Origin of the sequence: Streptomyces sp. NPDC020299 (genome assembly GCF_044387825.1) — a bacterium.
Taxonomy (GTDB): domain Bacteria; phylum Actinomycetota; class Actinomycetes; order Streptomycetales; family Streptomycetaceae; genus Streptomyces.
Genome location: NZ_JBIRWL010000001.1, coordinates 570,206 through 583,287 on the forward strand (window position 1 = coordinate 570,206; position 13,082 = coordinate 583,287).

10 protein-coding genes are annotated in these 13,082 nt (G+C 73.9%); 5 read left to right on the plus strand and 5 right to left on the minus strand.

Annotated elements, in window-relative coordinates; all coding sequences use genetic code 11:
* The first annotated feature begins 99 nt into the window (after positions 1-99).
* On the plus strand, positions 100-993 hold the full coding sequence (locus tag ACH45E_RS02700) for a hypothetical protein (RefSeq protein ID WP_361435913.1): 894 nt from the start codon (positions 100-102) through the stop codon (positions 991-993).
* Between the two features lie 39 nt (positions 994-1,032).
* On the opposite strand, the gene ACH45E_RS02705 is transcribed toward ACH45E_RS02700, so the two are convergent.
* A complete protein-coding gene (locus tag ACH45E_RS02705) occupies positions 1,033-4,440 on the minus strand; it encodes a hypothetical protein (RefSeq protein ID WP_361435911.1) in 3,408 nt (1,135 codons plus the stop codon).
* A gap of 164 nt (positions 4,441-4,604) precedes the next feature.
* Positions 4,605-4,787 carry a hypothetical protein gene (locus ACH45E_RS02710; RefSeq protein ID WP_361435908.1) on the minus strand — a complete coding sequence of 61 codons (183 nt, stop codon included), beginning with the start codon at positions 4,785-4,787 and terminating at the stop codon, positions 4,605-4,607.
* Between the two features lie 272 nt (positions 4,788-5,059).
* Between ACH45E_RS02710 and ACH45E_RS02715 the strand changes: the two genes are divergently transcribed.
* Positions 5,060-6,400 carry an esterase-like activity of phytase family protein gene (locus tag ACH45E_RS02715; RefSeq protein WP_361435905.1) on the plus strand — a complete coding sequence of 447 codons (1,341 nt, stop codon included), beginning with the start codon at positions 5,060-5,062 and terminating at the stop codon, positions 6,398-6,400.
* 15 nt (positions 6,401-6,415) lie between these two features.
* On the opposite strand, the gene ACH45E_RS02720 is transcribed toward ACH45E_RS02715, so the two are convergent.
* Positions 6,416-6,811, minus strand: a complete 396-nt coding sequence (locus ACH45E_RS02720) for a hypothetical protein (RefSeq protein ID WP_361435903.1) — start codon at positions 6,809-6,811, stop codon at positions 6,416-6,418.
* Positions 6,812-6,976: 165 nt separating this feature from the next.
* Positions 6,977-8,143, minus strand: coding sequence for a xylose isomerase (gene xylA / locus ACH45E_RS02725; protein WP_361435901.1), 1,167 nt, complete (start codon positions 8,141-8,143; stop codon positions 6,977-6,979).
* A gap of 154 nt (positions 8,144-8,297) precedes the next feature.
* Here xylA and xylB point away from each other — a divergent pair, with 154 nt between their 5' ends.
* Positions 8,298-9,743 carry a xylulokinase gene (gene xylB / locus ACH45E_RS02730; RefSeq protein ID WP_361435898.1) on the plus strand — a complete coding sequence of 482 codons (1,446 nt, stop codon included), beginning with the start codon at positions 8,298-8,300 and terminating at the stop codon, positions 9,741-9,743.
* 120 nt (positions 9,744-9,863) lie between these two features.
* The gene (locus tag ACH45E_RS02735) at positions 9,864-11,072 is read left to right on the plus strand and encodes an ROK family transcriptional regulator (protein ID WP_361435896.1); all 1,209 of its coding nucleotides are present in this window, start codon (positions 9,864-9,866) and stop codon (positions 11,070-11,072) included.
* A 135-nt stretch (positions 11,073-11,207) separates the two neighbouring features.
* Here the strand turns inward: ACH45E_RS02735 and ACH45E_RS02740 are convergent, their stop codons facing one another.
* Positions 11,208-12,092 (minus strand): DUF4232 domain-containing protein, encoded by an 885-nt coding sequence (locus ACH45E_RS02740; RefSeq protein ID WP_361435894.1) that lies wholly within the window; start codon positions 12,090-12,092, stop codon positions 11,208-11,210.
* A 319-nt stretch (positions 12,093-12,411) separates the two neighbouring features.
* On the opposite strand from ACH45E_RS02740, the gene ACH45E_RS02745 reads away from it, so the two are divergent.
* Positions 12,412-13,026, plus strand: a complete 615-nt coding sequence (locus tag ACH45E_RS02745; protein WP_361435892.1) for an N-acetylmuramoyl-L-alanine amidase — start codon at positions 12,412-12,414, stop codon at positions 13,024-13,026.
* Positions 13,027-13,082 lie beyond the last annotated feature (56 nt).

A 13,082-nucleotide genomic window follows, 5' to 3' on the forward strand; every position in this document is an offset into this window, starting at 1 on the left:
CAGGTGGATACCTGCAGCTCCGCGTGGTGGCGGTCGTGACAACGGTGTTCCGCTCGCACTAAGGTGCGCGCCGTTGGACGAACCACTGGGGAGGCTGGGATGCCTGAGACGGAAGAGGAGGCCGTCGCCGCCGCGGACGATGCGCTGTACGTGCTCACGGCTGTGCTGCTGACACCGGCGCAGTTTCCGAGCGTGCTGGGCGACGACTATCCGGAGGCGTGCGCCGCGCTCGGCCTCGCGCCGTACGCGGACGGCTACGGCCTGGTGCTCGGCCAGGACGGCGACGGCGCTCGCTGGACGGTCGTCATCGACGACGTCTCGCTGGTCGCCGTCGCGATCGCGTCCTGGGACTGCGGCATGGAGTACGAGCTGTCGCCCGACGAGCGCACGGTCGTCGCCGCCCTGCCCGGCTGGCCTCTGGCGGTCGCCGTCGCCGCTCCGAACGTGCCCGCGCCGCACGACCCCGGCCCCGACGCGGCGGACCGGCCGGCGCTGACCCCGCCGGACACGACCTCCTGGGGTCCGGCCCAGCGGCGTCTGGGCGCCGACGAGATCGCCTCGCAGTGGGCCACGTGGCGGGGGCAGATCAACGAGGACGACTTCCGTGCGCCGGGCGGCTCGGCCCCGGCGCAGGACGGCGGGACGGACCAGAGGGACGTTTCGACGGACGCGCGGGACGGCGGAGCGGACCGGCAGGACGGCGGGACGGGCACGTCGTCCCCAGGCCACCGCGGCATCCGGCGCGTCCTGGCCGAGGCTCGCGCGTACGTGGACACGCCACCGCCGCTCGGCAGGGTCCGTTCGTCGTTCGCCCCGGGGGACGCCCGCACGCTGCGCGCGGACGGCCCGGGCTGGTCGATGGTGGCCCGCACCGACGACATGGCGTTCGTACTGCTCGACGAGGAACCGGGCGAGGTGCTGCCGGTGGGCCGGGGACCGGAGCTGCCCGGCCTGCTGGAGGCGCTCGACAAGCTGGCGGTACGGCCGAGCTGACGCCGCCGGCGCCGTGCCGGGCGCCGGCGGCGGTGCGGGTCAGCCGCTCCTGTCCGGGTCGATCAGGAGTGCCTCCGTCGCGATGTCCGGGTCCTCGTGGGCTCTGAGCGCTTCCAGTTCGGCCCGCCACGGCTGCGTCCAGTCCGTTCCGTGGCCGCCGGCCCGGACCAGGGCCAGGGCCAGCACTCCGGACGCGGCCGTCGCACGTGTGCGCAGGCTGCGAGCGGCGGCGAGCAGGGCCGCGCGCGTGGGCGGCCGGTCCAGGTGCACGGGTACGTAGTGGGTGGTGCCGGGGACGCGTCCCGGGCCCGTTTCGCACAGCCGCGCCAGGCGGTTCCACCGGTGCTCCTCATGGAGTCCGTGGCGCACGGCCTCCAGTGCGGCCTCCCAGCTGAGGCGTGCGGCGTCGGCGTGCAGCCCGACGGACTCCAGCGTGCCGGCCAGACCGTCCAGGAGATGCAGGGTCTTGCCGCGTCCGAGGCCCGGCCGTATGGCCTCGCACCACTGGTGCAGGCGCCGCAAGGCCTCTACGCGTGCCTCCGGATCGTCGGCGCGGGCCCGCTCGGCCATGGCGTCGAAGGCGGTGCGGGCGGCTGCTTCGGCGACCGGCCCCGGCGGGAAGGACGTCAGCTGCTGTGCCGCCGCCTGCCAGACCCGGTGGGGCCGGTCCGGGTCCGCCATCACCTCGGACAGCACGCGGAGGGCGTCGGTGGCCTCCGGAGTGAGCCGGCCCGCGAGCGCCTGGCAGGCGGCCACCGCGGTGTCCTCGGCGCCCTCCTCGACGAGCCGCACGAGAAACGCCCTGTACGGCTCGTCCTTGGTGCCGGGGACCGCCTGCCCGCGCGCGTGTACGACGGCGTCCCGTACGGCGGGTTCGTCGGCCGCCGAGCGCAGCCGGTCCGAGACGCCGGCGCGGTCGATGTCGGGCAGCAGCACGCGGGCCAGCACGGCCCGTACGTCCGGGTGCTGTCCGGGAGCGTCCCAGGCGGCCAGGAGAGCCTCGAACGCGCCGTCCAGGGCGCCCAGCGCGCGGACGGCCTCCTTGCGTATGCCCACGGGCGCCTGGGTGGCCGCCGCGACGGGCGCCAGCAGGGCCACGGCGTCGCGGTCGGGGACCCGCTCAAGGAGCCGCCGCAGCGCGGCCAGGGCGGCCCGTCCGCGCACTCCTCCGGTCGCGGCGTGCCGCAGCAGGAGATCCCGCAGCTCTGCGCGGGCGGCCTCCGGCGCGCCGGCTTGGCCGGAGGCTTCCCCGAGGGCCGTGAGTGCCGCCGCGGCCACGGGCTGCGGGGCCTCCCGCGCCAGTGCGGTCAGCCGCCGGGGGCCCCTCAGCAGGGCGGCGGCATCGGCCCGGGTGCGCAGGGGTGCGGTTTCGTCGGTGGCGACGCCGGCGAGGTGCTCGGCCCACGCGTCCCGCTGGCCGGGCAGCCACCGGCCCATGGACCCGGGGTGCACCTTGGGCGCCCAGGGCACCGGGCGGGGCCGCAGCCGCCCGGTGAACCGTTCTCGTGCGGCAGCGAGGACGGTGTCCAGGACATCCGTGCGCCGGACGGCGAGGGTCCGCAGGACGACCGGCAGGGTCGCGAAGGTGGCGTCCAGGGCGACGAGTTCGGCGCAGCGCCTCTCCCGCAGGTGCGGCGGCCGGACCCAGATCGCCGCGGCACGGGCGGCGAGTTCCGGGTCGTCGCAGGTGAGCGCGGCCTCCCGGACCGCGGAGTCCAGGGCGGGCAGGGCGGTGAGGCGGTGGGCGAGGAGTTCGGCGAGCGCCGTGGTGACGTCGGGCCGGTTCCGCGCCAGCCCTTCGGTGGCCGCCCAGATGGCCTGGGCCGCCTCCTCGTCGACGCTCAGTGGGGCCGCCGCGCGGGTGTGCGGCGACGCGAGCACGACCTGGCCCAGCAGTCCGGCCACGTGAATGGCACGGTCGCGCCGGCCGGTCCGTGCGGCCTGATCGACGACGCGGCGCAGCAGCCGCTCGGCGGCGGCCAGGCAGGCCGGTGTCGTGTCCCGGGACTGGACGGTGGTGAGCACGGCGTCGCGCAGTACGCGTTCGGGCAGGGCGGCCAGCAGGGGCGGTGCGGCACCGGCGAGTTGCTCCAGGGTCCAGCGGCGTACGTCCGCCTGGTCGTGCCAGGCGCGTTCGCAGTCGGCCGCGATCCGGGCGAACTCATCGGGATCCCCTTCGAGTTCCGCGCAGGCCAGCAGCGCCGGCCAGGCCGGGGCCCGGTGGTGGGACCGGTGGTTCGATGTCAGTTCCCGCAGCACCGGTTCGGCTTCGGCCAACGGCAGGGCCGCGACCAGCCTGGCCTGGGTCCAGGGTCGGTTGCGGTGGCGGTCCAGCCGGGGCCTGATCATCTCCGCGCGGTCGGCGGGGGTGAGGGCGGCGAACAGACTGAGCGGGGCGCTCCACAGTCGTCTGCCGCCGGTGAACCGGCGCTCGGCGACACTGCGCCGGTCCGCCGCCGGCAGCAGCGCCAGCAGCCCGTCGGGGGCGACCTCACGCCGTTCCGGGCCGCGCATGCGGCTGCCGGTGGCGGGGCAGCGCTCGGCCAGGAACGCGAGTTCCTCGGCGGGCAGTTCGCGCAGTGCTCGCCGTACGGAGGGCGGCAGTGGCCCGGCGGGTACGGAATGGTGGGGCATCCGGCCGTCGTCGTCGGGTTCCGCCGCGCGCAGGATGACGGCCGCTTCGGCGGGCCGTCGGAGCGCCGAGAGGACCCCGCGGGGGGTGAGCAGGGCCGGGGCCCGTTCCAGGAGCAGGAGTGCCGTGCCGGGATCGCGGTGGGCGGCGATCGAGGCGGCGGCGCGGTACCGCGTCATGAAGCGGTGCCTCGCCTGCTGCGGACACCCTTCGAACTGTGCGGCGAGATACCCGGCCAGGGCTCTCGGTGCGGTGCGGGCTAGGGAGTTGAGGACCCCCTGGGAGGGGTCGAGCCGGCTCAGCCAGGCCGTCGCGGTCTCGGCGGGGCACGCGGGCAGCAACGCGGCCGCGTCACGCACCCCGTGCCGCTCGTGCACGCTCGGGAGCAGCCGGGCGGCGAGTGCGTGCCGACGGCTGAGCCTGAGCAGCCGGAAGGTGTCGTGACGGATGGCCCTGATCTCGCTCAGGGCCAGTCGTTCCAGGGCGTGTTCTGGTACCGGCAGCCGGATGGCGGCCGCACGGGCCCGGCGCCCGAGCAGCGGATCCGTGAGGGCATCGGCCACTCGTTCGAGGTCACGTCGTACGACGGCCAGGAACAGCGCGGTGTGCCGTTCGTCGCGGTCGCCGGTGTCGAGGGCGTGGTGCAGGGTTGTGTAGGCGTCCGGGGTGAGAGTGCGGGCGTAGCGCGCCAGGGCACTCATGCGTTCCGGGAACGGGAGGGGGTCGAAGCGGGCCCTCAGCCAGGCGGGCGTCAGCGGCGCCTGCGGGGCAAGGGGCTGTCGGGACGGCGTCTGCGACGCCTCGTGTCCGGCCATCAGCGCTCACCGTGGAGTCGCTGGGCCTCCTTTCCATACGTCATGGCCGTCATCGTGGTCCTCCGGTGATCAACGGCGCAAGCGAATTTACGGCCGCGGGCCCATCGCCGCCCGCGGGACCGGACCGTCGGCCGGTCCGCGGGCGGCACGGTGGCCGACCCGCCTCAGCGGCCGACTTCCTTGCGCGCGACGCGGCGCAGCCTGCGTCGCTGTGAGGGGTCCAGCGTGAGGTACGCGGCCGCCGGCACTCCCAGGACGATCAGGAACGAGACCCACCACGGCAGCCAAATCAGCAGGATGAGCCCGACCGCCACACCTCCTGCGGCGATCTTCGCGTTGTTCGACATGAGCGTCGCCTCCTTCGCGGCCACTGCCGCTCTCTGATCTGAAAACGGGCCCGCGCCTCGCGTGGTTCCGAGCCGCGACCCTGAGACGTCCCTGAGGTTCGACCCTTACATACCCCTGAGGACCGGTGTCTGCCCCCGGAAAGCCCCTGGCCGGTGCCTTCTCGCTGAAGCCGACGAGTGGGCGACGCCCCGCGTTCACCTTTCGGCCGCGCAGGGTTCCGCCGTGGGCCCAAATCTGGCCGCGTCAGCGAAATTGCCCACCAGGAGGCACGATGTCCCCGCACACCACCAGTCGGCGCCGCGTCCACCGCACTGCCGCGACCGGTCTGCCGCTGGCCCTGGCGGCCGCTCTCGTGGCGGCCGGTACGGCCGCGGCGGCGCCCTCGGGGGATGCGCACGTCACCCGCACGGCCACGCTCGGCGACCTCCCCCTCGGCGCTTTCAGCAACGGGCTGCTGCCCGGCAGTGTGGACGACGACCGGGGCATCGACCTCGGCGGCATCGGCAGCGACATCTGTCCGGCGGGCCGCAAGGGCGAGTACTGGACGGTGACCGACCGGGGCCCCAACGGCCAGATCAAGGTGAGCGGCCAGAAGCGCCGCACCTTCCCGGTGCCGGGCTTCGACCCGGCGATCGTGAAGATCCGGGTGTCCGGCGACACCGTCAAGGTGATCGACTCCGTCCCGATCACCACATCATCCGGGAAGCCCGTCACCGGGCTGCCGAACCAGCAGGGCCGCGACGAGGCGCCGTACACCTACAACGCCGCCACGCAGCTGCCGTACAACCCGAACGGCCTGGACGCCGAGGGAATCGTGCGGGCCGAGGACGGCACCTTCTGGCTCGTCGACGAGTACGGCCCGTCCCTGGTCCACGTCTCCGCGCGCGGGAAGGTGCTCGCACGCTACGTCCCCCGGGGGCTCGGTCTCACCGGCACGGACTACCCGGTCGTGGAGGCGCTCCCGCCGGTACTGCTGCACCGGAAGACCAACCGCGGCTTCGAGGGGCTGGCCCAGCTGCCCGGCGGCGATCTGGTGATGGCGCTGCAGAGCCCGCTCTCGCTGCCGGACGCGGGCGCCGGGGACGCGTCGCGGACGACCCGGTTGCTGCGGTTCTCGCCGAAGAGGAAGGCGGTCACCGCCGAGTACGCCTACCGGTTCGACCCGGTGAACGTGGTCGACCCGAGCGAGGACGACACCTCGGAGCTCAAGATCTCCTCCGTGGTGGCCGTGGGCCGTGACCGGCTCCTGGTCGAGGAGCGCACCGACAAGGCGGCCCGGCTCCAGCTGGTGAAACTGCAGCGCAGGTCGGACATCCTCGGTGGCCCCTGGGACGACGACACGACGTCTCCGTCCCTGGAGCAGCTCGACGACCCGGCCGCCGAGGGCGTCCCGGTGCTCGCCAAGCGCCTCGTCGTCGACCTGGGCAAGGTCGCCGGGGTGCCCGGGAAGATCGAGGGCATCGCGCGCGTGGACGACGACACGCTGGCGCTCATCAACGACAACGACTTCGGGATGACGGACGGCGCGGGCGCCTTCGACGCGCAGGGCCGGCTGGTGGACAGCGGTGTCGAGACGACGGTGACGTACGTCCGGCTGCCCGAAGGCATCTGACGGGCGGCGCCGGTCTCAGGGCAGCTCCGGGAGCGAGGTGATCAGCGACTCCAGATCGCTCGGCACCTCGCTCGGCAGCGCGCTGGGGAACTCCGACGGCAGACCGCTCGGCAGACCGGAGGGCAGGCCCGACGGCAGACTGCTGGGCAGTTCGGTCGGGAGACCGAACGAGGACCGCGCGGAACCGCTGGAACTGGCGGTGCTCTCCGGCCGCTGGTCGTCCGGGGAACCGTCACCCCCGGAGGCCATCACGACCACGACCAGGACGGCCACGGCCGCCACGAGCACGACCAGGACGGCGAAGAGCGGACCCCGGCGCCGCAGCGGGCCGGGGCCCGGCCCGTCGGCAGGCGGTCCGAAACCGCCGCCCGGTGGTCCGGGCGGCGGAGGCGGTACGGATGGTGTGGTCATACCGTCCACCATCGCGTCATGCGGTTCATCGGGCGACCGGCGCACGGAAGTTGATACCGGCTCACTCCGTGGACCGCACGATTCCGGAGCATTCCGCGCGCGGGCAGGTCGGCACCACGCGCGCGTACGCCTCACCGGCACGCGCGCGTGCGTGCGTGCGTGCGTTCAGCCGCGCGCCCCCAGCAGGTGGTCCATGGCCAGCTGGTCGAGACGCTCGAAGGCCATCCCGCGCGCGGCGGCCGACTCCGCGTCGAAGTCCTCGAAGGCCGTACGGTCGGCGAGCAGCGCCTGCAGGCCGTCCGCGGCGGTGGGCTGTGCCAGCTGGTCCAGACGCGAGGCGCGCAGGGCCTCCTGGACCTCCGGGTCGGCGCGGAAGGCCGCCGCACGCTCCTTCAGGATGAGGTAGTTGCGCATGCAGCCGGCTGCCGACGCCCACACGCCGTCGAGGTCCTCGGTCCGCGGCGGCTTGAAGTCGAAGTGGCGGGGACCGTCGTAACCGGCGCTTTCCAGGAGGTCGACCAGCCAGAACGCGGCTCGCAGGTCACCGGCGCCGAAGCGGAGGTCCTGGTCGTACTTGATGCCGGACTGGCCGTTGAGGTCGATGTGGAAGAGCTTGCCCGCCCACAGGGCCTGCGCGATGCCGTGCGGGAAGTTCAGCCCGGCCATCTGCTCGTGGCCGACCTCGGGGTTGACGCCGTACAGCTCCGGGCGCTCCAGGCGCTCGATGAACGCCAGCGCGTGACCGACGGTGGGCAGCAGGATGTCGCCGCGCGGCTCGTTCGGCTTGGGCTCGATGGCGAAGCGCAGGTCGTAGCCCTGCGAGGTGACGTACTCACCGAGGAGGTCGAAGGCCTCCTTCATACGGTCGAGGGCGACGCGCACGTCCTTGGCGGCGCCGGACTCGGCGCCCTCCCGGCCGCCCCAGGCCACGTACGTCTTCGCGCCCAGCTCGACCGCCAGGTCGATGTTGCGGATGGTCTTGCGCAGCGCGTAACGGCGCACGTCGCGGTCGTTGGCGGTGAACGCGCCGTCCTTGAAGACGGGGTGCGTGAAGAGGTTGGTGGTGGCCATCGGCACGGTCATGCCGGTCGTGTCCAGGGCCTGACGGAAGCGCTTGATGTGCGACTCACGCTCGGTGTCCAAGGACCCGAAGGGGATCAGGTCGTCGTCGTGGAACGTCACGCCGTAGGCGCCCAGTTCGGCCAGGCGCTGCACCGTCTCGACCGGGTCGAGGGCGCGGCGCGTGGCGTCGCCGAACGGGTCCCGTCCCTGCCAGCCGACGGTCCACAGGCCGAAGGTGAACCTGTGCTCGGGGGTGGGCTGGTAGCTCATGCCGCGGCTCCTTGCTCGCTTGGCTCGCTTGCGACTATTTCGTCATGGCGATTTACAAATTAGTATGCACGCGCGTCCCTGGGAAGGGACAAGATGTTCTCGAGGTCGGATCTCGAGACCAGATCCCGCGAGCCGCGGAAAGAGGGAGAGCCCGATGTCAGCAGCCGAGGGTCCGCTCGTCGTCGGGGTGGACTCGTCCACCCAGTCCACCAAGGTCCTGGTCGTCGACGCGGCCACCGGGCGGATCGTGGCGAGCGGCCAGGCGCCGCACACGGTCTCCTCCGGCGCCGGCCGGGAGAGCGATCCCCGTCAGTGGTGGGAGGCCCTGTGCACGGCGCTGCACCAGTGCGGGGACGCGGCCCACGAGGCGGCCGCGGTGTCGATCGGCGGCCAGCAGCACGGCCTGGTCACCCTGGACGCCCGGGGTGAGCCGGTGCGTCCGGCGCTGCTGTGGAACGACGTGCGCTCGGCGCCGCAGGCCCGCCGGCTCGTGGAGGAGCTCGGCGGTCCGAAGGCCTGGGCGGAGCGGACCGGCAGCGTGCCCGGCGCCTCCTTCACGGTCACGAAGTGGGCCTGGCTCGCCGAGCACGAGCCGGACGCGGTCCGCGCCACCGCGGCCGTACGGCTGCCCCACGACTACCTCACCGGGCACCTGACCGGGCAGGGCACCACCGACCGCGGCGACGCCTCGGGGACGGGCTGGTGGGCGTCCGGGACCGAGGCGTACGACGAGGAGATCCTCGCGCGCGTGGGCCTCGACCCGGCCTTCCTGCCGCGGGTGGTGCGGCCGGGCGAGGTGGCCGGGACGGTCCGCGACAGCCACGACCTGCCGTTCTCCAAGGGGACCCTGGTCGCCGCCGGTACCGGCGACAACGCGGCGGCGGCGCTGGGCCTGGGGCTGCGCCCGGGCACGCCGGTACTCAGCCTGGGCACGTCGGGCACGGTGTACGCCGTCTCCAGGCACCGCCCGGCCGACCCGAGCGGCACCGTCGCCGGATTCGCCGACGCCCGCGGGGACTGGCTGCCACTGGCCTGCACCCTGAACTGCACCCTCGCGGTCGACCGCGTGGCGGCCCTGCTGGGCCTGGACCGTGAGGCCGTGGAGCCCGGCACCTCCGTGACGCTCCTGCCCTACCTGGACGGCGAGCGCACCCCGAACCTGCCGAACGCCTCCGGCCTGCTGCACGGCCTGCGCCACGACACGACCGCCGGACAGCTCCTGCAGGCGGCGTACGACGGTGCCGTGCACTCCCTGCTGGGCGCGCTCGACCTGGTGCTCGACCAGGATGCGGACCGCACGGCGCCGCTGCTGCTGATCGGCGGCGGGGCCCGGGGCGCGGCCTGGCAGCAGACGGTACGGCGCCTGTCGGGGCGGCCGGTGCAGGTGCCCGAGGCCAGGGAGCTGGTCGCGCTCGGCGCCGCGGCGCAGGCGGCCGGGCTGCTGACCGGCGAGGACCCGGCCGCGGTCGCCCGCCGCTGGAACACCACGGCCGGACCGGTGCTGGACGCCGTGGAGCGGGACGAGGAGACGCTGGCCCGGATCGCCGGGGTACTCTCCGACGCGGCGCCGTTGCTGGAGCGGGGGACGGACGGCCGCTGACCGTCCGCCGTCCGGAGCGCGACGGCTCGAGGACGGGCCGCCCGCTCGACGCACCGAAGCAATGACGCACCGACGCACTGACGCACTGACCGGAATGACGGACCGAGGACTGGGGGAGGCATGAGCGCACCGCTGCACGAGGCCCGCCCGGCCGGCCCTGGCCGGACTCTGCCGGACACCCAGCAGGGCATGCGCCGCCGCAACCTCGCCCGGGTGATGCACGCCGTCAACGCCGAGGGACCGCTCTCGCGCGCCGCGGTCGCCTCGCGCATCGGGCTCACGCGGGCGGCGGTGTCGACGCTGGTGGACGAGCTGGTCCGGTGGGGACTGCTGCACGAGCTGGGCCCCGAGCGCCCCGGCCGGGTGGGCCGGCCGGGATCGGCGCTCGCGGTGAGCGGGCGGGGACCGGCCGGGATCGGGGCGGAGGTCGGCGTCGACCACCTCGCGGTGTGCGCGGTCGACCTGCGCGGCGAGGTACGGGCCCGGGCCGTCCGGCACCGCGCGAACCGTGGCCGAGCGCCCGAACCCGTGCTCGAGGAGCTCTACGCGCTCGTCCGCCGGGTCGTCACGGAGGCGGAGGGGGAAGGGCTGTGGCCCGCCGGGCTGGCGGTCGCCGTGCCCGGCCTGGTGGCACGGGACGCCCGCACGGTCGTACGCGCCCCGAACCTCGACTGGCACGACACCGACCTCGGGGCCCTGTTCCCCACGGATATACCGCTGACCGTGGACAACGAGGCCAACTTCGGTGCGCTGGCGGAGCTGTGGCTCGGGGCGGACACCCCCGGCGACTTCCTGCACGTGTCGGCGGAGATCGGCATCGGTGCCGCGGTCGTCGTGGACGGCGGGCTGCTGCGCGGGACCCGGGGGTTCGCGGGTGAGCTGGGGCATGTGCCGGTCCGCCCGGACGGACCCCGGTGCCCGTGCGGCGGGCGGGGCTGCCTGGAGCAGTACGCCGGTGAGGAAGCGGTTCTGCGCGCGGCCGGACTCGAACCGGGTGAGGACCTGGTCGGACTGCTCGCCCGGCGGGCCGAGGAGGGGGACGCGGACGTACGGCGGGCGCTCCGCGACGCCGGTACGGCCCTCGGCATAGCCCTGACCGGGGCCGTCAACCTGCTCGATCCCGATTCCGTCGTCCTGGGCGGCGCGCTGGCGGGGCTGTCGCCCTGGCTCCTGCCGTCCCTGGAGGCCGAGCTGGCGAGCCGCACCGCGGGCCCCGCCTGCCCGGTGTCGGTGTCCCGCCTGGGCCCGGAAGGGCCGCTGCTGGGCGCCGCGCACTCGGTGATACGCGGCGTCCTCGACGATCCGGCGACGGTGGCGGAGCGAAGCTGAGGAGATACCGGACGGACGCGACCGCGTGCGGCTCCCGCGGTACGGGCCCGGCCGGACGACAGTCATGACGGCTACGGCCTGTTCACCGTCGACGAATTGGCCGGGACGCCGCTCACGCCGGGGTGAGCCCCTCGTCTAGTCGTCCCGCTTCCAAGGGCCGACGGCGACCTTCCCCGTGGTACCCAGGTCCAGCTCCGGTGTGACCATCACCGGCGAGGCACCCGGCTTCGCCCAGACCCTGACGTAGGGGACGTTCACCGCGGTGCCGGACAGGACGGTGTTGCGCCACACCAGCCCCGCGTGCGCGCTCTGGCCCGGCTTCAGGGAGAGCGGGTGGGCCGGGCCGTCCGCGCCGGTGCCGGAGGCGATGGCCGAACCGCCCCGCAGAATGCGCACCCCGTCGACCGGGCGGTGGCCCTCGTCCAGGAGGCTCAGCCGGGGGTAGCCGGTGAGGCGTTGGGACCGGGCCCCGCAGTTCACCAGGTGCAGGCCCACCGCGCGGAGGCCCATGGCGGCGTCGCCCTCGTCGGCGTACAAGCGCAGCCCTGAGGACGGGCAGGGACCGCCCGGAGCGGGTGCCTCGTCGACGGGGACACTGCGCACCTTCGTGATACGCACCCCCGACCAGCCCCGCACACCCGGCGGCAGGTCGCTCGTGCCGACCGTGCCGGTCAGCGTCCGGCCGGGCCCGACGTTCGGCACGATCCGCTGGGTCTCGGCCGACGGTGCCCCGAAGTCGGAGGCGAAGGCGAAGCTGAGGGTGTAGGTGAACGGTTTCGTCGCGTGGTTGGTGACCTGGAACCAGCCGCAGTCGTGCGTGCCGTCGCCGCTCGGGACGGCGATCCGGACATCGCCCGCCGTCCCGGCGGAGGGCTCGGCGGTCGCGGCGGGCCAGGAGGGTTGCGCACCGCACGCGGGACTGTCGGAGGGGACCGCGAGACCGGTGACTCGGGAGCACGAGGTGGCCAGCAGCAGGACTCCGGCGACGGCGGTCGACACGATGACGGGGGCGGCGCGCATCCGCCGAGTGGATCAGTAGGCGGCCGCGGCGAGCTGTGGTGGAAGCCACTCCTCCGGTCACAGGATCGTCACAGGGCCGGAACCGGCCCAGTCCTGACGATCCTGGCAGTCCTGGCAGTCCTGGTTCGAGTTCACTCGATCGAGTGGCGGAGTTGTCCCCAATTCCCCCGTCGTCCACGGAACCGCCCGGCGTCCTTCTGCCCAACCGGCAAGCGCCGTACCGTACCTGACTACGGGTTCGCTGAGCTGGACGCGCCGCAGTTCGCGCACGGCCCCACTCCCCCACCCTCACCCCCCCACTCCGGAAGGCAACCCCAGCATGGACCGGCACAGATCACTGCCCACCAGACCACTGCCCACCAGACGACTCCTGCTCAAGGGCGCGGCCCTCGCCGTCGTCCCCTACGCGCTGCTGCCCACCGCGCAGGCCGGTGCCGCGGCCGAGGCCGTCGACTATCCGAGCGCCGAGTGGCAGCCGGCGACCAGCTCCAACTACACGGTGTCCGGCCGGCCCGGCACCTACACGATCGACCGCGTGATCATCCACGTCACCCAGGAGACGTACACCGACACCCTGTCCATCTTCCAGAACCCGCAGAAGGCGGTGTCCGCGCACTACCTGGTGCGCTCCGCCGACGGGCACGTCGCGCAGTGCGTGCGCGAGGCGAACGTCGCCTGGCACGCCGGGAACTGGGACTACAACACCCGCAGCATCGGCATCGAGCACGAGGGCTGGGTGGACCAGCCCGCCTACTTCACCGACGCCCTGTACGAGCAGTCGGCGAAACTGACCGCGGCGGTCTGCGACACCTACGACATCCCGAAGGACCGGGCCCACATCATCGGTCACTACCAGGTACCGGGGAGCGACCACACCGATCCGGGGCCGAACTGGGACTGGGTCCGCTACATCAGACTGGTCAACTTCGCCTGACCGGTTGTCCGGGTCACCACCCCGAGTGACGATGTCCCCAGCCGCATCGTTCCGGG

Coding starts and splice junctions, on each gene's coding strand:
- ACH45E_RS02720 (WP_361435903.1), bottom strand. CDS start 6,811: ATGACCACACCATCCGTACCGCCTCCGCCGCCCGGACCACCGGGCGGC.
- ACH45E_RS02705 (WP_361435911.1), bottom strand. CDS start 4,440: ATGGCCGGACACGAGGCGTCGCAGACGCCGTCCCGACAGCCCCTTGCC.
- xylB (WP_361435898.1), top strand. CDS start 8,298: ATGTCAGCAGCCGAGGGTCCGCTCGTCGTCGGGGTGGACTCGTCCACC.
- xylA (WP_361435901.1), bottom strand. CDS start 8,143: ATGAGCTACCAGCCCACCCCCGAGCACAGGTTCACCTTCGGCCTGTGG.
- ACH45E_RS02735 (WP_361435896.1), top strand. CDS start 9,864: ATGAGCGCACCGCTGCACGAGGCCCGCCCGGCCGGCCCTGGCCGGACT.
- ACH45E_RS02710 (WP_361435908.1), bottom strand. CDS start 4,787: ATGTCGAACAACGCGAAGATCGCCGCAGGAGGTGTGGCGGTCGGGCTC.
- ACH45E_RS02740 (WP_361435894.1), bottom strand. CDS start 12,092: ATGCGCGCCGCCCCCGTCATCGTGTCGACCGCCGTCGCCGGAGTCCTG.
- ACH45E_RS02715 (WP_361435905.1), top strand. CDS start 5,060: ATGTCCCCGCACACCACCAGTCGGCGCCGCGTCCACCGCACTGCCGCG.
- ACH45E_RS02745 (WP_361435892.1), top strand. CDS start 12,412: ATGGACCGGCACAGATCACTGCCCACCAGACCACTGCCCACCAGACGA.
- ACH45E_RS02700 (WP_361435913.1), top strand. CDS start 100: ATGCCTGAGACGGAAGAGGAGGCCGTCGCCGCCGCGGACGATGCGCTG.